We start from the raw sequence: 24,813 nt of genomic DNA, 5'->3' as shown, positions 1-24,813 counted from the left end.
CGAAGTATCCGAAACAAGAAGTAATGCGATACGTAACAATTGAATAACGTAAACGTCTGAAAATTGAATAGGAACAAGAGATGTTTCAAATGTTGAAGATGTAACGAAAACAAAATTTTTGTTTAACATGAAGAAATTCAACACCGTGCTTTGCATGTATGATGGAAAGTTACAATCATTTCTGTTTATTTGAATCCTTCCGAGATACAAGAAAGCCGAGCTTATCGAGAGCTCGGCTTTTTCTTATTTGTACGCATTTTTCTTATCTTTTAACTTGCATCTTACTACATTTTTCATACAAAAATTGATCGATTGTCGCTGAAAAGTTGGTGTATCATAAAGATAGTTCTTAACTTCTTCAATGTTATTACTCGTTAATGAAGTTTCTAGTAATAACACGTGTTTCAAAGCAGAAACGCAACTGTATAATTATCTGCGAATAGAAGCATCGAAAAAAGCTGCCAGTTAAAAAAATCGGCAGCTTTTTTTTGTTTTTACGGAGATATTCTTGACTTTTTCATACTCAGAGTACGATCGTTCTAACCAGTCTTATTTCACGAACATCGCATCTCCGAAACTAAAGAAACGATAGCGCTCGTCAATCGCGTGCTGATAAGCAGATAATGTCAATTCTCTGCCGGCAAAAGCACTTACTAACATGACTAAAGTTGATTTTGGCAAATGAAAATTGGTTGAAAAAGCTTCCACCACTTTGAATTCATAGCCAGGTGTGATGAAAATATCGGTCCATCCACTGTCTGCTTTGATTTCTCCATTGAATTTCGTTCCAATCGTTTCTAATGTTCGAATCGAAGTCGTTCCGACAGCCACGATTTTCCCGCCGTTTTTACGTACTTGGTTCAATCGCTCAGCTGCTTCTTCCGTCAAACGGTAGAATTCACTATGCATATGGTGTTCTTCGATCTTATCTACGCTGACAGGACGGAATGTGCCTAACCCTACGTGTAGTGTCAGATAGACTAATTCAACACCCTTTGCTTCGATCTCATCAAGCAGTTCTTTCGTAAAATGCAAACCCGCTGTTGGTGCTGCAGCAGAACCATTTTCTTTCGCATAGACAGTTTGATAGCGATCTGGGTCTTCCAGACGTTCTTTGATATATGGAGGCAATGGCATTTCTCCCAACGATTCAAGAATCTCTAGAAAAATTCCTTCATACTCAAAGTCAATGATCCGTCCGCCGTGTTCCAATTCTTCTTTCACTACTGCTTGCAATCTGCCATCACCAAAAGAGATTCTTGTCCCAACTTTGGCACGTTTCGCAGGTTTGATCAATGTCTCCCACGTATCTCCTTCTGTATTCGTTAGAAGAAGGACTTCTAAATGAGCACCAGTATCTGGTTTTTCTCCATATAAACGAGCAGGCAGAACTCGTGTATTATTCATGACTAGCGCATCACCAGGATGTAATTCTTCAATGATTTCATGGAAATGCTTGTCTTTCATTTCTCCAGTTTTCCGATCCAAAACAAGTAAACGAGAATGATCGCGGTCTTTTAATGGTGTTTGTGCGATCAACTCTTCCGGCAAGTCAAAATCAAAATCTTCTGTTGTTAACATATCGTCACTCACTTTCTATCATGTGCTTCATCATTCTATCATGTTTTTCGTTCTGTTGGCAAAATCAGCACATTTTTATCCTAGCTTTTTATTTCCCTAAATAAAAAAACTACCCTATTTGTATTTTTTTATTGTTTTAGGCATACTAGTAATAGATAGTTCTTCATTGAAAATAGAAAAAGAGGTGGCACCATGATTGAATTTCAAAATGTGTCAAAGATTTATAAAGGTGGGAAAGTTGCTGTAGAGGACGTCAATCTTTCATTTGAAAAGGGTGAGTTCATTTGTTTTATCGGTACGAGCGGGAGCGGAAAAACGACGACAATGCGGATGATCAACCGAATGACTGATCCAACACAAGGGAAAATTTTGATTGATGGAAAATCCATCCAAGAAATTGATCCAGTGGAATTGCGACGTCAGATAGGCTATGTTATCCAAAGTATTGGATTGATGCCTCACATGACGATCCGTGAAAATATCACTCTTGTCCAAAAATTGTTGAAAGTCAGTCAAGAAGAACGAAATAAAACAGCTGAAAAAATGATTGATCTTGTGGAATTGCCCCGTGAGATGTTAGATCGCTACCCACATGAATTATCTGGTGGTCAGCAGCAGCGTATTGGAGTCGTTCGTGCCCTTGCAGCGAATCAAGATATCATCTTGATGGACGAACCATTCGGTGCGCTTGACCCCATCACTCGCGATTCTTTGCAAGACCTTGTCAAAGATTTACAAGAGCGCTTGGGAAAAACGATCGTATTTGTAACCCATGACATGGACGAAGCGATTAAACTAGCAAGCCGTATCGCCATCATGAGTGAAGGTCGTGTGATCCAATTCGATACACCAGAAAATATTTTACGTCATCCTGCAAACGATTTTGTAGAAGAGTTGATTGGAGAAGATCGCTTACTACAAGCAAAACCAAATGCGACAAGAGTCGGAGAAGTTATGCTAAATACAGCAATCACGATTACACCGGAAAAATCATTACAAGAAGCAATCAAACTGATGAGGGAAAAACGTGTAGATACGTTGTTAGTTACCGATAATTCGAATGTATTAAAAGGATTTATCGATGTAGAAACGTTGAATAAAAAACGAGGAAAAGTATCCAGTGTAGGCGACATTTTGAATAAACATGTTTTTTACGTAAAAAAATCCGCTTATCTTCGTGATACCTTGCAACGCATTTTAAAACGCGGGCTGAAATACGTGCCGGTCGTTGATGAACAGAACAAAGTCGTAGGTATCTTGACTCGCGCATCATTAGTGGATATCGTCTACGATGTGATTTGGGGAGAAGACCCCGCAACTACTGATGTTGCAGAGTCAGCTACTCCTGAAGAATCTAAGGAGGTCTGACCTATGCAGCAGTTTTTTCATCAGCACGGTTCAGAAATTCTCTCAAAAGGTTTTGAACATCTTTATATTTCAGGACTTGCTTTGATCATTGGTATCATCATTGCTGTACCGCTTGGTGTCTTACTGACACGTTTTCCGAAAGCTGCTACGATTGTGATTGGTTTAACCAGCGCCTTGCAAACAATCCCTTCTCTTGCTTTATTGGCATTGATGATCCCGCTATTTGGCGTAGGTAAATTACCTGCAATCATCGCTCTCTTTATTTATTCATTATTGCCAATTCTACGAAATACGTATATCGGGATGAAAAATGTCGATTGGAATTATCGGGATGTGGCAAAAGGGATGGGAATGACTGAGTTCCAATCCATTTTTTCCGTCGAACTGCCTATTGCTATGCCAACGATCATGGCCGGCATTCGTTTAGCTGCTGTTTACGTGATTGCATGGGCTACCCTTGCCTCTTATATCGGGGCTGGTGGTTTAGGTGATTTGATTTTTAGTGGACTGAATAATTACCAACCAGATCTCATTTTGGCAGGTACGATCCCTGTAACGATTTTAGCTCTGTTGGCTGATTGGCTTCTGGGTCTCTTGGAACACCGGCTGACACCGATTGCACTTAGAGAGGAGAATGACGAATGAAACGTATACTAAAAATGACTATGGTTCTTTTCTCTCTTCTTATACTTGCAAGTTGTTCCTTCCCTGGACTTGCCAGCAATACAGATGAAGACACCATCTCGATCACAGGTGGGATCACTTCTGAAGCTCAGATCTTAGCAAGCCTAGTTGCCGGGATGGTTGAACACTATACAGATAAAAACACAGCGATCATCAACAATCTCGCTACTACAACTATCAACCACCAAGCGATGATGAACGGAGATGCTTCGATTTCAGCAGCTCGCTACACAGGAACAGATTTAACCACTACATTGAATCTTCCTCCTGAAAAAGATCCGAAAAAAGCTTTTGAAATCGTGAAAGATGAATTTGAGAAAAGATATAACCAAACGTGGTTCCCATCCTATGGTTTTGAAAATACGTATGTCTTTCTTGTTCGAAAAGACACCGCACAAAAATACCATCTATCTAAAGTCAGCGATCTGAAAAATGTAGCGGATGAATTAGTAGCTGGTGTAGATACTTCTTGGATCAATCGTAAAGGAGACGGTTACGACGGCTTCCAGGAAACTTATGGTTTCTCTTTTAATTCGATCTTACCTATGCAGATTGGACTTGTTTACGATGCAGTCGAAGCAGGTAAAATGGATATTGTTCTTGGCTACTCTACGGATGGACGGATCGCCAGTTATGATCTAGTCATGTTGGAAGATGATCGTCAATTCTTCCCACCATATGATGCTGCTCCAGTTGTAGACAACAAGGTATTAGCTGATACGCCTCATTTAAAAGAAGCCTTAAATAAGTTAGGTCATACCATCAGTACGGAAAAAATGCAGGAATTGAACTACGAAGCAGATAATAATCTAGTGGAACCATCAGTAGTAGCACAACGTTTCTTACAAGAAAACCACTATTTTGAAGGGAAGTGAAGCAATTGGATAAAATGAATGTCTTTCAACAATTTTTCTATTATTTCCAGGAAAATGGCTCCTATATCTTTGCACAATTTATCCGTCACTTCCTGATTTCTATCTATGGTGTCCTCTTTGCAGCAGTTGTCGGGATTCCGGTCGGGATCATGATTTCTAGGAGACGTAAATTAGCAAACTGGGTGATTCGTTTGGCGAATATCATCCAGACGATTCCTTCCTTAGCCATGATCTCCATTCTGATTATTGGATTAGGTCTAGGAGTCAATGTCGTGATTGTTACTGTATTTTTATATTCCCTATTACCCATTATCAAGAATACGTACACCGGGATGATCCAAGTAGACAAAAATATCCTGGATGTCGGCAAAGGCATGGGGATGACTGCTAGACAACGGCTGTTCATGGTAGAGTTACCACTCTCTGTTTCTGTTATCATGGCAGGCATAAGAAACGCGCTAGTTGTTGCCATCGGGATAACCGCGATTGGTGCATTCGTCGGTGCTGGTGGTCTTGGAGATATCATTATCCGAGGAACCAATGCAACAGATGGCACATCGATTATTTTAGCCGGTGCATTGCCAACTGCATTAATGGCGATCATCACAGACTGGCTTTTAGGTATTTTGGAAAAACGGCTAGATCCTGCTTCAAAAAAATCGCAGACAGAATGAATCAAGACAAAAAAAGGTCGTAGCGCTTGAGCGCTACGACCTTTTTTATTTAAATGATATTCAATAAACTACTTTGTGTCCCAGATTCTTGATGGACTTATTTCTTCAAATGGTAACTATAGGTGCTGATAACGATATTTTCACGCCAAGACAACCGCAATCTTAACCGCAAACTTGTTTGGTTATGGAGAATATTCTGCCAACGTCTGTTTGGTACAAATTGAGGAATCAGCACAGTAGTTGTATAGTTTTGTTTCGCTGCATTTTTACTTACGATATCTACATACCGGATAATCGGATTTTCAATCGAGCGATAAGAAGAATGGACGATTGAGAAACGGACATCTGGGAAATGCTTTTTAAATTCTGCTTCGATTTCTTTTTCTTTTTCGACATCTTCGTCTAGCGAAACATGCATTGCAACGACATAATCACCGATCGAACGTGCGTAATTCAACGCACCGATATTCACCCGTGTCACATTCCCAACTAATACAAGAACGGTATTTCCGTCATAGTCATGTAGTTTTGCATCATTTTCTAAACGAAGCTGTTCTGCCACTTTTTTATAATGATCATGGATCTTATAAAAAATGAACATAACGATTGGCATGATGATGAAGAAAGGCCAAATGTCCCCTAACCGATAGACGAACAAAATCGCAATGATTGCATATGAGATGAACGCACCTGTAATATTGGCAATCGATTTGCTTAACCATCTTTTTCCTTCTTTTTTCCATTTGACGACCATCCCTGTTTGAGATAAAGCAAATGGAATGAACACGCCGATAGAGTATAACGGAATCAAGCGTTCTGTTGAGCCATGGAAAATAAACAGCAACACGATTGAACCTAGCGCTAGTGTGATAATCCCATTGGAATAGCCTAGTCGATCCCCACGATCTTGATACATGTGGGGCATGAATTTATCTTTTGCCAAATTGTATGCAAGAACTGGAAAAGCAGAAAAACCGGTATTGGCAGCAACGGCTAAAATCAGCGCTGTAGCAAATTGAAGGACGTAATACAAAATACCATGTCCAAAGACAGCTTTACCGATTTGAGACAAAACAGTGACTTCTTTTTCTGGAACGATTCCATACCAATAATTGATAAATGTGATTCCAACGAAGAAGAAACCTAAGATCAAGGCCATCATCGTCAATGTAGCAGCGGCATTTTTGGCTCTTGGCTTTTTGAAGAATGGTACGGCATTACTGATAGCCTCAACCCCAGTCAAAGAGGAGGAACCAGAAGAAAATGCCCGTAAAATCAAGGCGATAGAAACCCCTGGAACAACCGCCCCTGGCAACGCAGTAGCTTGCAATGGCACAGCACCTGTCACGATATTATATAACCCAACAACGATTAGCAACGAGATTACAAGGATAAATGTGTACACCGGAAATAACAGGAACGATGCAGATTCTCTCAGACCACGAAGATTCAGCATCATCAGTAGTAAAACGATTGTCACAGAAATAGCAACTTGATGCCCGTATAATGCTGGGACCGCTGATGTGATTGCTTCAGCACCTGCTGAGACAGATACTGCTACCGTCAACATGTAGTCGATCAATAAAGAGCCACCGGAAATCAAGCCCGCATTCTTCCCAAGATTCTCACTGCTGACGACATATGCTCCACCGCCATGAGGATAAGCATGGATGATTTGACGATATGATAGCGTTAAGGAAATCAATAAAATAATAACAAAAGCGGCAATGGGCAGCGAATACCAGATAGCTGCAGCAGACAAAGCGACTAAAACAACAACGATTTGTTCCGTACCATATGCAATAGATGATAACGCATCAGACGACAATAATGCCAAAGCAGCAAAACGGGTTAATTTGTGCTCATCATTTTCAGCAGATTTTAAAGGCTTACCTACTAACAACCTTTTTAAGTAATCCAATTTTTAAACTCCTTTACACGCAATTTTACTTCAAGTATGATAGTCGAAAATTTATAGTAAACAAGATGTTATAGTACGCTCACTGACCTTAAAAGTCAATAAACTTTAAGAAAATAATTGGAAAAAAACAGAAAAATATCAAGCGCTTTTTCAAACGCTTTAATACAGCAAAAATCTAACATTTTTTTATGGGCTTTTTCTTTGAATTCTATAATAAAAGGATAGAACTTGACTTAGAAAATCAGGTTCTATCCTTTTTTATATCTTAACTTTTAAAAGAGAAATGTGAAGCTGTTTTTTTGTTTGGTCATTCTTATTACTGCAGAACAGCTTTTTCACAACCTCTTTTCTTTAATGAAAAATATGGCTCTCATGCGCCGCTTCTTTGAATTTCGTCATTTTTTCTTCGATGAACGGATAGACTGCCGTTCCTACGACTCCAAAGACAACAAACAAACCGATCATGATCCAGATTGCTTTCGTAGCATTTGGCCAATAAATTCCTCCTGCAGATTCCCGTAACAAGTTTACCGCATGAGTAAATGGCAAGAACGGATTGATCATTTGGAAGAATTTCCCTGAGACTTGGATCGGATAGTTCCCGCCTCCACCAGAGATCGACAGTACTAAAATGATGATAGCGATCCCTTTACCGACATTATCGAATAATGCAGCCAGGACGTAAACGATCATCATAAATGCTAAGGCAATCAAGACAGCAAATGACACGCTGTAGACTGGATTTTGGACATCTACTCCTAGTAAGAAAATATTCCCTAATGTAACAATCAAGCTTTGCGCGATTGCCATTGTCAAGAATGTCAGCATACGAGCAACGAATTGTTCTCGTTTCGTAAAATTGTTTCGGTCTTTCTTTCCTAAATAGTATTCTGTCGTAGCAACACTTGAAAGAAGAACAGCGCCGACCCACAGACATAGTGCAGTATAAAATGGAGTGCTAGCTGAACCGTTATTTGCGATTGGATAAAGCGCATTGGTTTGCAGCTCAACAGGTTGTGTAAAGAAGTCACTTTCTTTTGTTGCATCTAGTTTCAATAATTTGATGACTTCTCCTAGATCGACTTCCTGTTCGCCTTTTCGGATCGCATCTGCTGCTTTTTGGATACCAGCTTTGATATTTGGCCAGTCATTGTTGATCAAGTCCGCAGCAGCGTTCACAGCTGTTTCGACTTCTGGCATTTTTTCATTTACTGTTGTCAATGTACCGGTGATTTCATTTTTTAGTGTGGGCCAATCATTTTGGATAAAATCAGCGGCCAACCCTAATTTTTGCTGAAGGATCGGTAATTCATTGTTGTATAGGTCTGCCCCTTCATTGATGCCATTGACGATGGTCTCCATATTGCCATTCAACATTGTATTGGCATCGTGGATTTCTTGTCCAATTGCAGGCATTTCTTTTTGATATTTTTCTAAGATTGCCACTGCATTTGTTACAGTTGCTTTCGTTGAGCTGAGAAGCGAATCAAAGTCGATCTGGTCCGCTTTGCTCAGTGCGCCTTGTGCAGTCCCAATCGTATCGATGACTTGGTCTAGTAGAGAAGTGACGGTTGAGCTGATTTGACCTGTATTGATACCAGCAATGATGCCATTGATATTATTAGCAACGGCATCAATTTGATCTAGCAATTCATCAATAGCCTTCGTGTCTTCATTTTGAACAGCTGTGTTCAAAGCAGATAGGCGGTTTTGCAGATTGCTTAGCAAGGGTTTTAATTGATTTAGCTGATCAATGATTGGCTGCAATTTCGTATTTCCAGCACTTGTTTGCAATTTAGTCAGGAACTCGACCAGTTTATCGATTGCATTTTGTTGTTGAGATATTCCGTCAATAAAGCCGTTCAATACATTGCTGATGTTTTTCTTTTCATCATCAGTCAGCTTACCATCTTCAATAGCTATTCTTACAGTATCTATTAACGAACTAGTCGTTGTTGCCACTTGTCCAATTGACTTCAATGTAACATCTACACTGTTTGTGATGCTTGGTATCGCATCTTTCAGCTGAGAGGCACCTGATTTTGTTTGGTTTGCTAGATCACTTGCCTGGTTTTCTAAATTTTTCACATCTGGCAAGATATCTTGTACTTGTTGGATGATCGTCAAGCCTTGTTTTGCTTCATCGATTCCTTGATTCATTGTCTCTTGGATCGAAGCAAAATCGCCGTCGATCTCTGCTAGTTGTTTACCAGCATTTTGGATCTCTGGGATTTTTTCTTGCAAATCAAGGATGATTTTTGCTTGGTCTTTCAATTCAGGCATTTTGTCATTCAATGCAACGACTTTTTCGCCCATCTCATCTACTTTAGGGATGTAATCCACGAATTCATTTGCTTTATTCAATTTTTCCTTGATGTCAGGTAATTGACTTTGTAATTCGAGGACTTGCTTTGTGTAGCCGTCGATCGTGTCCAGATTTTCATCTGTTGATAAAATCATCTCTTTGACTTTATTGATACTTACTAGGTTCGTATCGATGTCGTAACCTATTTCATTGAATACTTTCAATAAAGTCGAACTGGCTGTTTTGATAAATTCATTTGTGATTTGCGATTGGATCGAACTTGCTCCTTTATCGGTGATTTTCGGTGCAATCGCATTGATTTTTTCATTTACCGTATATTCGATTTTCGGTTTCTTGATGTCACCACTAGTAAAACTCAGCAGATCTTCTGAGAAATCCTTTGGCAGGTAAATACCTGCGTAATACTTTCCGGAACGGACTCCGTCTTCTAATTGCTCTTTTGAATCAACGAATTGCCATCCTAATTGTTTATTTTTATGAAGCGATTCGATGACTTGCTTCCCAATGGCCACTTCTTTACCTTGAAACTCTGCTGGCTTGTCTGCACTGTAAACAGCAATTGGCAGCTCTCCAGTATTTCCATATGGATCCCATAGTGCTTTAATGTTAAACCACGCATATAGCGAAGGGATGATCATGATCGCAATGATCAAAAGTGTAGCAATCGGGTTTTTGAAAATCCGTTTCCAGTCAAGCAAATATAAACGAAGTGTATTTTTGATTGACTGCATAGTTCTCCCCCTTCTTCTTTTTTCAGCTGAATTACTTTACCATGTATTTCATACTTTTTTCAATCGGCTTTTTTCAAAAAAGTCGAATTTTTGGACATATCACGGCAATTGTCTCATTGTAATCTCTTATATATTGAGAAATAATTAAGGATTACAGCCTTTACTTTATCATGAAATAAAAGGGAAAGATAATTTTATGCCAAAGTTTTTATCTATTATACGTATACGCAAAAAAGCTAAAACACTTTTTTGGTCTTTGCCCCTACAAAAATGTTTCAGCTTTTTTCATTTTTTATTCCTATGTTTCTTACTTTTCGAATGACAAAATGATTTTCCCGGCAGGAGGATGCCCTTCAACTTGCTGATGTGCTTGGATAACATGTGCAAGTGAAGCAGACAGATTCATTGAAATAAAAATATGAAAGGCACCTTTTTGATAGGATTTGATTATGCCAGCAAAGGCTTCTGCATCTTGATATTCCTTTCTTGGAACAAATGATTCATAAAAGCCTTCCTTTTTTTGCCGCAAATTTAGGTCTGGGAGGTCATTTAATGCAACATATCTCCCACCTGGTTTCAGGATCTGGATGCCGGTTTCTCCTTTGATGCTTCCTTTCGTGGCATCAATCACAAGGTCTGCTTGATCAGCAAATTGCATACCTGGGTCTGTTTTATCATAAGCAGCAAATGCTGAAACTCCTAGTTTCCTTACTTTTTCTTCGTTTTTACTAGAGGCACTGGTTAAGACTCGGATACCCTTTTCGTGGAGAAGCTGGATCAGACTAGACCCGACCGCACCTGATGCACCTAGAATCATCACTGTATCTGTCGGCTGGATTTCCGTCAAATGATTGATTAGATTATACGCCGTAATCCCTGGTGTGACCATTCCGGCTGCTTCTTCCCAACTCATTTCATCTGGAATTTTTGCTGCTTTTGTTGATGGCAGTACGACTTCTTCTCCGTAAGTCCCGCCGACTGCATGGACAGCTACTCGATCACCTACATGAACAGTTGTGACATCTGAACCAATCTCTGTCACGATACCAGCGCCATCATTACCTAGTACATAAGGGAATTTCAATGTTCGTATCTCTTTCATCTCTCCTGAACGCAAGGCAACATCATACGGATTCACGCTGAATGTTTTTATTTCTACACGAATATGTCCAGAATCGACTTCTCTGGGATGAGCATTGATTTCTTCAAAAACATCTTGCGCTTCTCCGTAACCATTAATTGCAAATCTTCGCATAGTTACCATCTCCCTTTTTCTTTAAGTTTACGTTTATGCCTTTATTTTGACAAAAAAAATGTCTTTTCAATTTGGAACATAATCCAAAACAAAATAGTTGTTTTTTTTCGCGTATCGTGTTAAATTATTCATCTAAAAGCGTAAAGATTACGATTTACGCTAATAAAAAAATTGGAGGAATTTGTTGATGGCTAAAAAATCAAAGATTGCCAAAGCAAAAAAACAGCAAGAAACGATTGAACGCTATGCTGCTTTACGTCAGGAATTAAAAGCGCAAAAAGATTATGAAGGCTTGCGTAAACTTCCTTTAGATGCTCGTCCAGAACGGTTGAAAAATCGCGATCTAATCGATGGACGACCTCGCGGATACATGCGTAAATTCGGGATGTCCCGTATAAAATTCCGTGAGTTAGCACATAAAGGTTTGATTCCAGGAGTAAAAAAAGCCAGCTGGTAGTCCAAGTCTGGCTGTAAAGGAGGAGGGCGCATGGACCACTCCTTGGATCATCAAAAAAGATACGTTCGCTTCTTCTAGCAGAAATGCTGGTACTAGAAGCGGACGTATCTTTTTTTACGCACAGTTGGTCCTTTTTTTATATGTAAAGGCTGCATGGTTACTTCGCTATACTTATTTAGTAACAGGAGTCAGTGCCTCAATGCCCACACTAATTTTTAATGCTCGGTCAACTTCTGCCATAATTGGTCGATCCAAATGACAGACTTTTTCTTTCAATCTTGATTTATCGATCGTTCTGATCTGCTCCAACAGGATAACGGAGTCTCTTTCTATTCCTGTTCCAGTAGCTTTGATCCCAATGTGAGTCGGAAGCTTAGGCTTAGCCATTTTTGCCGTTATGGCCGCAACAATGATCGTCGGGCTGAAATGGTTACCTAGATTATTTTGAATAACCAAAACTGGGCGTGTTCCGCCTTGCTCCGATCCCACGACTGGAGAAAGATCAGCAAAATAAATATCTCCTCTTTTTACCATAGGATCCTCCTTATTCTTGATATTCTCTTGGTATCCGCTGTCCTAATCCGCATGCCACTTCATAGTGGATCGTACCTAATTGATCTGCTACGTCTTGCATAGTGATTTCTTTGTCTGCATTTTTGCCGATAAGCGTCACTTTTGTTCCGACCGGAAATTCTTGAGGCAATCGGATCATCAGTTGATCCATACATACACGTCCAATCGTTTCACAATAGTTTCCTTCTACTAATAAAGAAAAACCTTGCATCTTTCGTAACCAGCCATCTGCATAACCGATCGGTATCGTTCCGATCCATTCTGCTTCAGGAGTGATATATGTTTCCCCATAGCCGATTCCTTCACCTGCTGGGAGTTTTTTGACTTGGATCAATTCAGAAACCAGTTCAAGTGCTGGCTGTAACGGATAAACTTCCGGAAGTGCATGTCCAGATGGGTTCAGTCCATACATTGCTACACCATAACGAATCATATTGCCGATTGTTTCATCATGCCATAAAGCCGTTGCACTGTTACTGACATGTACATATCGAGGAAGTTCAGGAAGTTTTTTTAGCACTTCCATAAAGCGTTCTTTTTGCAGGTTCCAATACGTATCATCTGGTTGATCTGCTGTAGAAAAATGGGTAAATAATCCTTCCCATTCTAATACACGACTTTCTCTGATGAATGCAGCTGCCTCTTTTACTTCTTCAGGTGTACAAAAACCGATACGTCCCATCCCAGTATCTGCTTTTAAATGGATCGAAAGAGGCATTTCTAGCTTACCTTCCTCTAAAATAGCAGCTGCTACCTGCAACCATTCCCGTGTACCTGCAGTTACTGACAAATCATGAGCAACAGCTAAAGCCAGTGCGTCGTAAGGAACCATGTTCAAGATAAGGATAGGCTGAGTAAATCCAGCTTCTCTCAACTCGACTCCTTCATCTAAATTTGAAACACAAAAGCCCGAAGCTCCACCAGCAACTGCTGCTTCAGCTGTCTCTACAGCTCCATGACCGTATCCGTTTGCTTTTACTACTGCAAACAATTCTTTCCCTTGCGGAAGTCTTGCCACTTCATTTGCTACATTTTCAGTTATAGCTTTTTTATGTATCACTGCTTTCGTTGGGCGGTGCCAAGCGACAACCATCATTTTTCCTTCTTTCTAGTCTTCCAAAATAATTTGTGCAAAAGCTGTTTCATTTGTGTGAGTAATACTGACCCATACATTGCCTTCATGGGGTGAGCGCGTAACAACGGGCTGACCGTTTTCATTTTTTAAAATCTCGATATCTTGAAAGGTAACTTTCCCGATTCCCGTTCCCCAAGCTTTAGAGAAAGCTTCTTTACAAGCGTAACGTCCGCCTAAAAATTCTACTTGGCGATGAAAAGGCAAGGATTGGAACAGTTTCGTTTCTTCAGAGGTCAAGATTCGTGCAATGAATTTTGGTTTTTCTTCGATCAGCCGAGTGATCCTAGACAATTCGACTGCATCGATCCCAATTCCTTTTATCATATGCTTTTCTCTTTTCAATAAATTTAGAACACTCTCATTCTACCAAATTATAACCATTTTGCCACAAATAAGTCCACAAATAACAAAAATGAAAGTTTCTCTTAAAACAGAGAAACTTTCATTTTAGGTTTAATCGTTATTTGAACGGATCACAAATCCGCGTTTTTTATCATTGTGACGTTTACCGCCATCTTTTTGGCTGTTATTGTTTTTGCTATAACCGCCTTTTGATTTGTTTCCACGATAATTCCCGCCGTCACGACGATTACGGTTGTTTCCGCCGCCACGTTTGCCATTTTTGTTGTATCCTTTTTTCTGCATTGGCAATGGGCGTTCTGGTGTGATCTTCACTGGTACTGCATCAGCTGGATCTTTTGCTGTCGTTTTCAGCAGTAATGCAACCAAATCTTGTGCAGAATATTCTTCTAATAATTTATCTGCTGTTTGCAGATATTTATCTAGACCGTTTTCTGCAAGTTTTGTTTCGATTTGTTCAACTGCAGCACCTAATTGACCTTTGAATGCTTCTTTTTCGGTTGGCGGACGTAAAGTCGTCATCCGTTTTTTCGTCAAGTTTTCGATCACATGCAAGTAGTCCATTTCATTTGGTGTAACGAAAGTCACAGACATACCGCCTTTTCCGGCACGGCCTGTACGTCCGATACGGTGAACGTAGCTTTCTGGATCTTGAGGGATATCATAGTTGTACACATGAGTGACACCTGAGATATCTAATCCACGTGCGGCAACGTCTGTCGCTACAAGGATATCTAAGTGACCGCTCTTGAATGAACGCAATACGCTCATCCGTTTTTGTTGAGACAAATCGCCATGGATTCCTTCTGCACGATAACCACGTGCTTCCAATCCGCGTGCTAATTCATCTACACGGCGTTTTGTACGTCCGAAGACGATTGTTAGTTCCGGTGTTTGAACATCAAACAAGCGAGTCATGATATCAAATTTTTCGTATTCTTTTGCGCGGACATAGTATTGATCGATCAAGTCAGCTGTCATTTCTTTCGCTTTGATCTTCACATGATGTGGACTTTTCATGAATTTAACGCCGATGTTCTTGATGGCTGGCGGCATTGTTGCTGAGAAAAGTAATGTTTGTCTTTGATCAGGAACTTGGGAAATAATTTTTTCGATATCTTCCAAGAAGCCCATATTCAACATTTCATCTGCTTCATCCAAGACTAATGTTTGAACAGTTCCAAGTTTCAATGTATGGCGGTTGATGTGGTCAAGCATACGTCCTGGTGTACCCACAACGATATGTGGACGATCTTTCAAGCCACGGATCTGACGGCCAATATCTGCTCCACCGTAGACAGCTTGTACACGCACTTTTTTGTCGCGCCCTAAACGATATAGTTCTTCTTGTGTTTGGATAGCTAATTCACGTGTTGGTGCGATAACCAGACCTTGTAATTCGTGACGATCTGGATCGATTTTTTCTAACATTGGTAATCCAAATGCAGCTGTTTTCCCTGTACCTGTCTGTGCTTGTCCAATAACGTCTTTTCCAACTAATGCTAGCGGAATCGTTTCTGCTTGGATAGGTGTTGCTTCTTCAAAACCAGCGCGTTCGACTGATTTCAACAATTCTGGTGATAATTCTAGTTCTTTAAATTTCAAATGAATCCTCCTATATGGTTGTTAACTGAGGATGTAGCTTTTTTGCTACCCCGTCGATTTGTTCGGTCAAAGTGTATTGTTTCTTTTTGACAGTGGCCACGCACGTTTTTACCCATTCTTAGCCCCTGTGGCACCACCGAAAAATCACTTTGCGAAGTTTAGGCATTAGAAAAGCCAAACGGGTCGCGTTCAGCTTTATCATGATTATGACATCTGGTTTCGACAAGTTGCTTCCATGGCAAAACCAGTCCAATTTCTCTTCATCTTTCGGCAATAGGTTATTCTAACATAGCTTTTCATTTTCTGCAAGTTTACAGATTTTCATTTCATTTGCTGAAGCTGTTCTACTACTTCGAATAAGCCCATGCTGTTGCTGCCTTTCAGCATAATACTATCTGTTGATTCAAGATTTTGTTTGACAGCCTCAATCAATTTATTCTTTTCTTTTTCAAAATAGAACACAGGTAGTTGCGGATATTTTTGATTCAAGTCTTCTTTTAATGCATGCATTTGTTCCCCGTACAAGAAAATCATGGCAAATTTCTCAGGATCGATATGTTCACTCATTTGCGCATGCATGTTTAAAGAATCTTTCCCTAATTCCAGCATATCTGCTAACACAGCGATTCTACGCCCTTTTGTTGGCAGATTTTTAAAAGTATCTAATACCAGTCCCATGGCTGTTGGATTTGCATTGTAGACATCGCTCAAAATAGCTGCACCATTTCCTGCCGTTAGCCATTCAGTTCTGTTTTGTGTGATAGAAACATGAGCGAGCCCTTGGCGTATCTCAGGTATAGACAGTCCAAAGAAGCGCCCAATCGTATACGCAATCAAAGCATTCGTTACATTATAACTTCCAGGCAGCGGGATCGTAAATGTTTCTCCTTCTACTACAAAATCGGTTTGTGCTTTTCCTTCTGCTGTCACTTCCGCATGAACATCGCCATTTCCAATACCGAATGTTGTGACTGTTTGTACTAATGTTGCCGTTAAAGGTGTCAACAACGGTTCATCTGCGGGCACAACGAGTAATCCGTCTGGTACAAGTCCGTCAGTGATTTCCATTTTGGCTTTAGCGATTCCTTCTCGCGACCCAAGATTTTCTATGTGTGCTTCACCGATCATTGTGATTGCTGCAGCTTTTGGTTGAGCCATAAGTGAAAGTTCCGTGATTTCATTGGCGTGATCCATGCCCATTTCCAAGACGATCTTTTCTGTATCTTGCGGCATGTGCAAAATCGTGTAAGGAAGACCAATATTATTGTTGTAATTTCCTTGCGTCTTATATGTTTTGTATTTTTCAGACAAGACAGACGCGGTTAGATCTTTCGTGGTGGTTTTACCATTGCTTCCTGTAATTGCAACGACTTCTGCACCTACTTTTTCCAAGTAATAGGTTGCCAATTGCTGCATGGCTTTCAAAGGATCTGCTACAGGGATAACTGGAAAATCTTTTGGTGCTTGTTCAACAGGCAAGCTCCAAAATGAAGCAGATGCGCCGTTTGTGATTGCTTGCTGGATAAATTCATGTCCATCTCGCGTACCAGCAAGAGGAACGAATAAACTTCCTTCGGTTATCTTCCGGCTGTCAAATTCGACATTGGTAATCTTTGTCAGTTCAGAGCATTCGCTGCCCACGGCTTGTGCAATTTCTTGTATTGTTAGATTCATTGAGATCTCTCCTAAAAAAGGTTGTGAAAAAAGCGTTTGGCCTAAACGGCGGGTTCGCATGACTCTCACTTCCAAGTAAATTTCTCTATTCGTATTTAGAAGCTAGAATGAACGCGGTTACGCAATCACTCCAGCTTCTTCTTTATTTCTCTTTATTCATTTTTTTCAAAAAAAGATTGACGCTGACGGTATCGATTCATTCCTAATTGAATCAGTTCTTCAATCAAATCACCGTATTTCAAGCCCATGTTTTCCCATAAGAGCGGGTACATACTGAACTCCGTAAATCCTGGCATAGAGTTTAATTCATTCAGGAATAATTCATTTTTATTTGTCAAAAAGAAATCACACCGGCTCAATCCGCTTCCGCCTAACATCGTGTAAGCTAACTTCGCGTACTCTTGCGCTTTTTGATAAACTTCTTCCGGCACTTCGGCTGGAATCTGCATTTCGATTTTATTATTGATATATTTGGCTTCATAGTCATAGAATGCTACGTCTTTTACGACTTCGCCAGGCAAAGTCGTCCGAACATCTTCATTTCCTAATACAGCAACTTCGATTTCGCGAGCTTCAATTCCTTGTTCAACGATTGCTCGAGAATCATACTGATAGGCTGTTGCTAAAGCATTTTGCAATTCTTCTCGGTTTTCTGCTTTTGTAATGCCGACACTAGAACCCATATTCGCCGGTTTGACAAACATCGGATAAAGCAAAGAACCTTCACATTGATCAAATACTTTTTTAGGATTTTCTTTCCATTGATTCTTAAGTACTGGTACATAAGGAACTTGTGGCACACCAGCAGCTTGTAAAATATATTTGGTCATGATTTTATCCATGGCACATGCACTGGTCAATACGCCTGCGCCGACATAAGGCATATTCAATGTCTCTAAGAAGCCTTGGATCGTTCCATCTTCCCCGTTTGGCCCATGTAAAACTGGAAAAACGATGGCTCCTTCTTCTTTGATTTCGCCCGGATTGATCACTTTTCCTGTAAAGCCTTCCTCTGTCTGTCCACTTGGGTCCCATGAAAGGTGCAAGACATCTTTGCTTGCAGGTTTTTCTGTTAGTAATGGACCTTTGACCCATTGTCCTTCTTTTGTAATAAATACGAGTTGAACTTGGTAATAATTATAATAAATGGCATTTAAAACTGAAAATGCGGAAAGAATGGACACTTCATGCTCTGCGCTGCGTCCGCCATATAGTAAAGTAATCTTCAAAAGATTGTCCTCCTGTATTCTAAATCGTTCAGTGATTTACTCTCATATTTTAGCACAAAACAAAAATAAACGAATAACTTATTTATAAAAAAACGAGTTGGTTTCTAAAAGAACAAACGTCATTTATTTTTTGCCAGCTAGATTATTTGTCCCATTTTTTATAAAAAGTTATGATAAAGAAAAGGAGGGATGATGATGGCGCAAACAAATCCACGCAGCCGCTTGGCAGAAATCATTCGAGTGTTCATCAACTACAATGTAGTGCCAAACTTTGTACAGCAAAAAAATCCCGAACAGGTAAAAAAAGCCTTTGAAGAATTAGGCCCCACCTTCATCAAGATAGGACAGATGCTTTCTGTTCGAGAGGACTTGCTTTCCTCTGCCTTCACTCAGACATTTAAAACATTACAAGACAGTGTACCTAGCGACACATTTTCAACGGTCAAAAAGACGATCGAAACGGAACTTTCTCTTTCGGTATCAGATATATTCGATGATTTTTCCAAATCGCCTTTTGCCTCCGCTTCTATGGGACAGGCTCACCGTGCCAAGCTGAAAAGCGGTGACGCGGTAGTTGTTAAGATCCAACACCCTAACATTGCCGAAGAGATTCGCCTTGATCTTCAACTATTTGAACGTGCAATCCCTTTGATCAAATACATTCCTGAAACTAGCGTAGTTGATCTAAAAGGGGTACTCCAAGAAGTAAAACGTTCCTTGATCAATGAAATGGACTTCTTAAAAGAAAGTCAAAATGGCGAACAATTCTATCAAAAGAACAATGGCTGGAAAGAGATCCGCAGCCCCAAAATTTATGACGCTTTTTGTTCGAAAAAAGTGATCGTGATGGAAGAAATGTCTGGTAAAAACTTGAATCATTTGATGAATGCCGAAAACGGAACAGAAACTTTTATCACCGGTATTCAAAACAAGCAGCTGAAACAAGAAGTTGCAAAGCTTTTAGTTGAGAACTTTATGAAGCAGGTGTTTGATGATGGTTTTTTCCATGCTGATCCTCATCCGGGGAATTTGCTGTTCCATGTGCTAACAAAAGAAGAACAGACACGAGCTCGCCGAACAACTGAAACAGTTCATGAAAAAGAGTTCGGTCCCTTTGCTTTTCGAGCCTCTACTTCTATAGAAAACCCTGTTGCGCCATATACAGTCAACTACATTGATTTTGGCATGATGGGGCATCTTTCTGCAGGTCTTAGGCAAAAGCTCACACAAGCCGTTTTAGCGCTGTATACGAAAGATGCTTATCGAATCGAAAAAGCGGTCCTTCGACTTTGTCAGCAAGAAGGCTTATTTGATGAAAGTCGGTTTCACCAAGAACTGACAAGTTTTCTTGAACAATATTATGATTCCCCTATTGATGAAATCAACTTGCAAGAAGTATTCGCACAAGTCGTGATGATCTGTCATCAAAATAATCTGCAGTTCGACCGTGATATCACGCTTTTGCTGAAAGCATTCGGGACATTAGAAGGGGTGATCCGTGTCCTTGACCCTGAAGTTTCCCTCATGGAAATTGCTTCGCCTTTTGCCCAACATTACTTTCTCACCCATTTGGATGTAGAAGATACATTGAAACAAAGTGGATTAGACCTATTAGAAGGAATGAAGGCTGTGCCTAAGATTCCAAAACAACTTCATCATCTATTAGAAATGTGGACTTCGGGACAAGGAAAAGTCAATTTGGAATTAAAAAAGCAAGACAAATTATTGAACAGGATCGAAAGTATGATCAATCGACTTGTTTTCGGTATGATTTTAGCTGCATTGATCGTAGGATCTTCCCTGCTTGTCCAAGCTGCACCTGTAGAAAACGCAGAGGTCGTTTCCTTATTAGGGATATTTACGTATGCTATTGCAGCATTTGTCATTATTTTTTTAGCAATCGATGCATTGATCCAAATGTATAAGAAGAGGAAAAAGTAGAAAAAAGTTGGGAGAAAGCTGTTCTGTCTCAAGCAATAAGAATGACCAAATAAAAATAACTCCTCCTATTTTACCGTTTTTTGAGCTAGTACCGAACAACAAAAAAAGGAACAAGGAATCCATTTATCCTGTTTCCCTGTTCCTTTTTTGGTGTATTCGCGCACAAGTAAACTTACCTTCGTTACCTACTATCTTCTGTACTTGGTAAACCTTGGTCAATTGCCTTTTTCAACGCTTGACGAAAAGTCGTATGATCTTTATCTGTAAAGGGTTTTGGACCCTTTGTCCTTATGCCAGCTTTTCTTAACTTCCCACTATGGTAACGTTGTTCGAGAAGCGTGCCGATATTCGCTTCATCAAATTCTTTTCCAGAGTGATGGAACACTCGCACACCCTTCGGCAATACAAGTGAAGCTAAACCATAATCTTGCGTGATCAAAAAGTCATTCTTCTTAACCATACCGACGATTTTATAATCTGCACTATCAGCTCCACGGTCTACGTAGACGATTTGGACATGATTAGCGTATTCTTTGGTCGTATAATGATCTACACTGGTTACGATAATCACGTCGAGACCATAGGATTCTCCTAACTTTATGACATCGTCTTTTACTGGAGAACCATCCCCATCAATGAATAGCCTCATTCTTTTTCGCCTTCTTCCATAAATGATATACAGTCACCAATCCGCTCATTAAGAGACCGACATTGATCCATTTGGCTAAAATAAGCAGTTGCGCACTTGCTATCGGCACTGCTCCATGGTTCAGCATGATCAGTAGTAGATGGATTGGCTCTCCCATTTCTTTTGATAAAATAAACAAAAGCGTCATCAATAAAAACTGGTGGATCACACTTCCTTTATTTTGAGTAGTGTACTTGGCAATAATCCGACGATCCATTGGAATAGCTACATCGGTTTGATAGTATTCCTTATTTAGCCAACTGCCTGTTACTACGTGCCAGAAACTAAGCAAAAAGACACCTATCGCAAAACCATTTGGAATCAAGAGGACCAACAAAGAAGAACTCAGTCCAAGCAATTGCGTAGCCAATGGAGACCATGATAAACGTTTCAAAATCAATGGTCCGACTATTTTTGCTGCAATCAAACCGGCAGCATAAGGAAAATACATATAAAACGGAAGTTTCTCTAATCCGTACAGTATGCCAACATAAAAATTGCTAAACAAAAAAAGAAAATTCCCTAACATTCCATTTAGAAAAGTAAACAGATTCAGCCAACTTGGCAACTTCCATTCCTTCTTCTGGTGGCCTAAGACGAACACGAACACAATGAACAACACCAAGAAACCATAAACAGCAAGATCAAAAAGCCTTTCATCGAATAACAATCGGGCATTTCTCAAAAGAAACAATAAGCCAAAGAACACCAAAAATAAAACAAGCTCCCGCGTAGCCACTAGATTTCTTTTCATATCTTTGAAATCCAGTTCGTAACGCGGATAATGACTGACCGTGTGGTAGGCCATGACGTAAAAAAGTGTATAAATCGTAAAGCTTGCTGCAATCTGAGTCGGTGCAGGCAGTCCGATTGCTTGATACAGGAGGAATAGCCAGATAGCTGCAAATAAGTACTTTTTCCCATCCATATTGATAAAGCCTTGCATCTTCTCATGGAAATTGACCGTGATATTAGCAGGTACAAGCCATGCTGCACTTAGCCCTAGAAGAACACTTGAAAAATAAAACAAAGGAAAATAAAATACGCCTAGTATTCCAAGTAATGAACCAGTACCACCCATCAGCAGAGCGATCATCAGCAACGTGTAACTATCTAGACCAAATCGTAGACTATTGACTAAAAACAGCCCAGTCATCCGAAAGGCATAAAACAGCGTAAATGGCAAAATCGTCAGCCAATTATGCGAATCTGTTATTCCCAAAAATAAAAGATAAGGAATCAAAATAACCGTATTGCTTAAAATAAAGGGCGTTGTTTGCGTAAAATTGCGCCCAAATCGTTTGAGTTTTTCGAACATGACAATGGCTCCCTTAAACAGTCTTATAACTAATCTGCTCTTCGATTTTAGCATTAAAGGGGAAATAAACCAATTTTACAGAATATATTCTTGTAAAAAAAAAAATGCAGAAAGAAGCATAAGCTTCTTTCCGCATTTTTACGGTACTTGATTACTCAAGCAGACAAGCCCTTCTCCACAAAAGTCTTGCCCGACACCCCTGCATCCGGCAGGTGATAAAGATAGAAATCAATTATCCTGTGCCTCCAAAATCAATTAGGAGCTCTGTAAACCAGAGTCCTTCTCGACCCGTCGCATGAAGTTACTTTAACACAGTTCCTAAGATTATGCGAGAGCTTTTTTCATTTTATAATCGACCATTTGAAATCCTTGACCGATATCTGAAACAAGTTCTTCTGTAATCTCAAACCCTTCATGCTTATAAACCTCGATTGCTTGGTGATTTCCCTGGTTCACTCGTAAAAAAATCTCTTTTTCCTTTGTTTGCGCAGCAAGTTCTTCATACCAGCGAAAAACCGAAGAAGTCAATCCTTGGCCACGGGCTTTATTCAGCAAATATAATTTGCTTAAATAGATTTTACCTTTTATCTCTTCATAAGCAGTGTAACCGACAGTCTTTCCTTCACTTTTTAATAAAAAATAAGAAACGCCTTCTGCCAGTTCTTTTTGGATCTGCTTTTTTGACTGATAAGTTTTCAGCATATAATCGACTTGTTTTTGACCAATAATTGGTACAAAAGCTTCCGGCCATACTTCTTGAATGACTGCCATCAGCTCATCCAGTTCATTTTCTGTTACTTTTATTTTTTCCATACACCCACGTCCTTTTTTACATTATAAATGACCTTGCGCTTGATGGAATAAAAAGAGCATGATCATACTGTACACACCTACCGACCACGGCTTCAAGAAAATCACGATCTGCATAAACTCTCTAAAAGATAATTTCGTCAAACCAGCTACTAGACAGATCAAGTCGTCTGGCGCAAAGGGAAGCAGCAAGGTAACGACTAATACTTTTTTGATATCTTTCGTTTTTCTTGTCAGCAATTCATCAAATTTTTGATACTTTTTTGGCGATAAAATAAGCTGGACAAAGGCTACACCATAGTAACGGACAAGCAAAAATCCGATTGCTTCCCCAATCACTAGACCAATACAACTATATAAAAGCCCAAATCCATTGCCAAACATCAGCATGCCAGCTACCGAAGAGATCCCTCCCGGCAAAATAGGAATGATCACTTGGATCACTTGCAGCAGAACAAATACTATCACTGCATACTTGCCGAATTCCTGGATAAACGCTTGCAAAGAGGTGCTTGAACGAAAAATCCCATGATGATAAGCATAGAGAATCAACACAAAGAAAAACAACAGACCGATGATTGGCATGATCTGAAGACATTTTTGTAAAACTGATGCTTTTTTAGACATCTTTCTTCCTCATATCTTTTTTCATTTGCTAAAACTGCCTCCTTAGGGGGTGATGCAAAAGTAGCTTCTTCGGAAAATTCCTTCTTATTTATTGAAGCTGACTACTTCTGTCACAACCTCTGATTCACGGTGCTCAATCAGCTGACCTTCGGTATTAGCTCAAAAAACGGTAAAATATAAGTAGCTATTTTTCCGTTTTTTCTCTCTAATACTCAAGTCAAGACGCTGATTTCACAACCTCTTGTTATAAATAAAAAAACAGTTGACTGGTGACTGTTCAAAAAGCAGGATCCTTGCTTTTCAAACGGTCGCAGTCCGTTCAACTGTTTCACTGCGCACTATTTATGGTTTAAGAAACTAGCCACTTTTGTTGTAATCAAATCAATAGCAACGTGGTTTTCTCCGCCTTCTGGAACAATGATATCCGCATAGCGCTTCGTTGGTTCGATAAATTGATGATACATCGGTTTAACAACTGTCAAATATTGCTCGATCACGGAGTCCAATGTGCGTCCCCGTTCTTCCATATCCCGTTTGATACGACGAATAATACGAATATCATCGTCTGTATCTACGTATACCTTGATATCCATCAAGTCACGCAGACGTTCATCTTCTAAGATCAGGATTCCTTCTAGAATGATCACTTCTTTTGGTTCCTGAATGATCGTTGCCTGACTTCTTGTATGCGCTACATAGTCATACACGGGTTTTTCAATGGCTTTATAGTTCAGTAAGTCGCCTACATGCTGAATCAGCAGATCATTATCAAAGGCAAAAGGGTGATCGTAATTTGTGTTCAATCGTTCTTCAAAACTCAAATGGCTCTGATCCTTATAATAAGAATCTTGTTCAAGCATCATGATGGAATGGTCCGGGAAGTTGTTGAAAATCGCACGGCTGACACTTGTCTTTCCGCTTCCTGACCCACCCGTCACACCAATGATAATTGGCTTGCTTTTTGTCATTGACTAAAACCTC

21 protein-coding genes are annotated in these 24,813 nt (G+C 39.9%); 6 read left to right on the top strand and 15 right to left on the bottom strand.

Going from position 1 to position 24,813, the window contains the following annotated elements:
• Positions 1-549: 549 nt before the first annotated feature.
• Positions 550-1,581, bottom strand: coding sequence for a tRNA preQ1(34) S-adenosylmethionine ribosyltransferase-isomerase QueA (gene queA, locus AB3I27_RS04400; protein WP_002293403.1), 1,032 nt, complete (start codon positions 1,579-1,581; stop codon positions 550-552).
• Between the two features lie 192 nt (positions 1,582-1,773).
• Here queA and AB3I27_RS04395 point away from each other — a divergent pair, with 192 nt between their 5' ends.
• The 4 genes from AB3I27_RS04395 to AB3I27_RS04380 are packed head-to-tail and all read left to right on the top strand — an operon-like array spanning position 1,774 to position 5,182.
• Positions 1,774-2,949 (top strand): betaine/proline/choline family ABC transporter ATP-binding protein, encoded by a 1,176-nt coding sequence (locus AB3I27_RS04395; RefSeq protein WP_002309744.1) that lies wholly within the window; start codon positions 1,774-1,776, stop codon positions 2,947-2,949.
• Between the two features lie 3 nt (positions 2,950-2,952).
• Entirely contained in the window at positions 2,953-3,594 is a 642-nt protein-coding gene (locus AB3I27_RS04390) for an ABC transporter permease (RefSeq protein WP_002313982.1), read from the top strand.
• A complete protein-coding gene (locus AB3I27_RS04385; RefSeq protein WP_002309746.1) occupies positions 3,591-4,508 on the top strand; it encodes an osmoprotectant ABC transporter substrate-binding protein in 918 nt (305 codons plus the stop codon). The genes AB3I27_RS04390 and AB3I27_RS04385 overlap by 4 nt, the downstream gene beginning before the upstream one ends.
• On the top strand, positions 4,505-5,182 hold the full coding sequence (locus tag AB3I27_RS04380) for an ABC transporter permease (RefSeq protein WP_002316601.1): 678 nt from the start codon (positions 4,505-4,507) through the stop codon (positions 5,180-5,182). The genes AB3I27_RS04385 and AB3I27_RS04380 overlap by 4 nt, the downstream gene beginning before the upstream one ends.
• Before the next feature lie 97 nt (positions 5,183-5,279).
• On the opposite strand, the gene AB3I27_RS04375 is transcribed toward AB3I27_RS04380, so the two are convergent.
• The 3 genes from AB3I27_RS04375 to AB3I27_RS04365 all read right to left on the bottom strand — a co-directional run bounded on the left by AB3I27_RS04375 (position 5,280) and on the right by AB3I27_RS04365 (position 11,415).
• Positions 5,280-7,103: an APC family permease gene (locus AB3I27_RS04375; protein WP_002309748.1), complete on the bottom strand. Its 1,824-nt coding sequence runs from the start codon at positions 7,101-7,103 to the stop codon at positions 5,280-5,282.
• Between the two features lie 351 nt (positions 7,104-7,454).
• Complete coding sequence (locus AB3I27_RS04370; RefSeq protein WP_104841458.1) at positions 7,455-10,160, bottom strand: YhgE/Pip domain-containing protein; 2,706 nt, start codon at positions 10,158-10,160, stop codon at positions 7,455-7,457.
• Positions 10,161-10,467: 307 nt separating this feature from the next.
• Positions 10,468-11,415 carry an NADP-dependent oxidoreductase gene (locus AB3I27_RS04365; protein WP_002313980.1) on the bottom strand — a complete coding sequence of 316 codons (948 nt, stop codon included), beginning with the start codon at positions 11,413-11,415 and terminating at the stop codon, positions 10,468-10,470.
• 187 nt (positions 11,416-11,602) lie between these two features.
• Here AB3I27_RS04365 and rpsN point away from each other — a divergent pair, with 187 nt between their 5' ends.
• On the top strand, positions 11,603-11,872 hold the full coding sequence (gene rpsN, locus AB3I27_RS04360; RefSeq protein ID WP_002293413.1) for a 30S ribosomal protein S14: 270 nt from the start codon (positions 11,603-11,605) through the stop codon (positions 11,870-11,872).
• 171 nt (positions 11,873-12,043) lie between these two features.
• On the opposite strand, the gene AB3I27_RS04355 is transcribed toward rpsN, so the two are convergent.
• From AB3I27_RS04355 to AB3I27_RS04330, 6 genes are all read right to left on the bottom strand, one after another.
• Positions 12,044-12,406 carry a type II toxin-antitoxin system PemK/MazF family toxin gene (locus tag AB3I27_RS04355; protein ID WP_002289874.1) on the bottom strand — a complete coding sequence of 121 codons (363 nt, stop codon included), beginning with the start codon at positions 12,404-12,406 and terminating at the stop codon, positions 12,044-12,046.
• A gap of 10 nt (positions 12,407-12,416) precedes the next feature.
• Complete coding sequence (alr, locus tag AB3I27_RS04350; RefSeq protein ID WP_002313979.1) at positions 12,417-13,538, bottom strand: alanine racemase; 1,122 nt, start codon at positions 13,536-13,538, stop codon at positions 12,417-12,419.
• 15 nt (positions 13,539-13,553) lie between these two features.
• Entirely contained in the window at positions 13,554-13,904 is a 351-nt protein-coding gene (acpS, locus tag AB3I27_RS04345) for a holo-ACP synthase (protein ID WP_002293418.1), read from the bottom strand.
• 129 nt (positions 13,905-14,033) lie between these two features.
• Positions 14,034-15,545 carry a DEAD/DEAH box helicase gene (locus tag AB3I27_RS04340; protein WP_002309752.1) on the bottom strand — a complete coding sequence of 504 codons (1,512 nt, stop codon included), beginning with the start codon at positions 15,543-15,545 and terminating at the stop codon, positions 14,034-14,036.
• Positions 15,546-15,866: 321 nt separating this feature from the next.
• Entirely contained in the window at positions 15,867-17,219 is a 1,353-nt protein-coding gene (gene murF, locus AB3I27_RS04335; RefSeq protein WP_002312441.1) for a UDP-N-acetylmuramoyl-tripeptide--D-alanyl-D-alanine ligase, read from the bottom strand.
• Between the two features lie 152 nt (positions 17,220-17,371).
• Positions 17,372-18,448, bottom strand: coding sequence for a D-alanine--D-alanine ligase (locus AB3I27_RS04330; protein ID WP_002309755.1), 1,077 nt, complete (start codon positions 18,446-18,448; stop codon positions 17,372-17,374).
• Positions 18,449-18,643: 195 nt separating this feature from the next.
• On the opposite strand from AB3I27_RS04330, the gene AB3I27_RS04325 reads away from it, so the two are divergent.
• Complete coding sequence (locus AB3I27_RS04325) at positions 18,644-20,389, top strand: AarF/UbiB family protein (RefSeq protein WP_325908122.1); 1,746 nt, start codon at positions 18,644-18,646, stop codon at positions 20,387-20,389.
• A gap of 181 nt (positions 20,390-20,570) precedes the next feature.
• Here AB3I27_RS04325 and AB3I27_RS04320 read toward each other — a convergent pair whose 3' ends face one another.
• From AB3I27_RS04320 to udk, 5 genes are all read right to left on the bottom strand, one after another.
• Positions 20,571-21,038: a YaiI/YqxD family protein gene (locus AB3I27_RS04320; protein WP_002309757.1), complete on the bottom strand. Its 468-nt coding sequence runs from the start codon at positions 21,036-21,038 to the stop codon at positions 20,571-20,573.
• Positions 21,022-22,395: a hypothetical protein gene (locus AB3I27_RS04315; protein WP_235042688.1), complete on the bottom strand. Its 1,374-nt coding sequence runs from the start codon at positions 22,393-22,395 to the stop codon at positions 21,022-21,024. The genes AB3I27_RS04320 and AB3I27_RS04315 overlap by 17 nt, the downstream gene beginning before the upstream one ends.
• 324 nt (positions 22,396-22,719) lie before the next feature.
• Positions 22,720-23,208 (bottom strand): N-acetyltransferase, encoded by a 489-nt coding sequence (locus AB3I27_RS04310; protein ID WP_002293430.1) that lies wholly within the window; start codon positions 23,206-23,208, stop codon positions 22,720-22,722.
• A 21-nt stretch (positions 23,209-23,229) separates the two neighbouring features.
• Positions 23,230-23,832, bottom strand: coding sequence for a TVP38/TMEM64 family protein (locus tag AB3I27_RS04305; RefSeq protein WP_002293431.1), 603 nt, complete (start codon positions 23,830-23,832; stop codon positions 23,230-23,232).
• Between the two features lie 338 nt (positions 23,833-24,170).
• The gene (gene udk / locus AB3I27_RS04300; protein WP_002289751.1) at positions 24,171-24,800 is read right to left on the bottom strand and encodes a uridine kinase; all 630 of its coding nucleotides are present in this window, start codon (positions 24,798-24,800) and stop codon (positions 24,171-24,173) included.
• Positions 24,801-24,813 lie beyond the last annotated feature (13 nt).

The sequence above is a fragment of the Enterococcus sp. C46 genome (assembly GCF_040887565.1).
In the GTDB taxonomy this organism is placed as follows: domain Bacteria; phylum Bacillota; class Bacilli; order Lactobacillales; family Enterococcaceae; genus Enterococcus_B; species Enterococcus_B lactis.
This window is presented reverse-complemented; position numbering and strand designations above follow the sequence as displayed.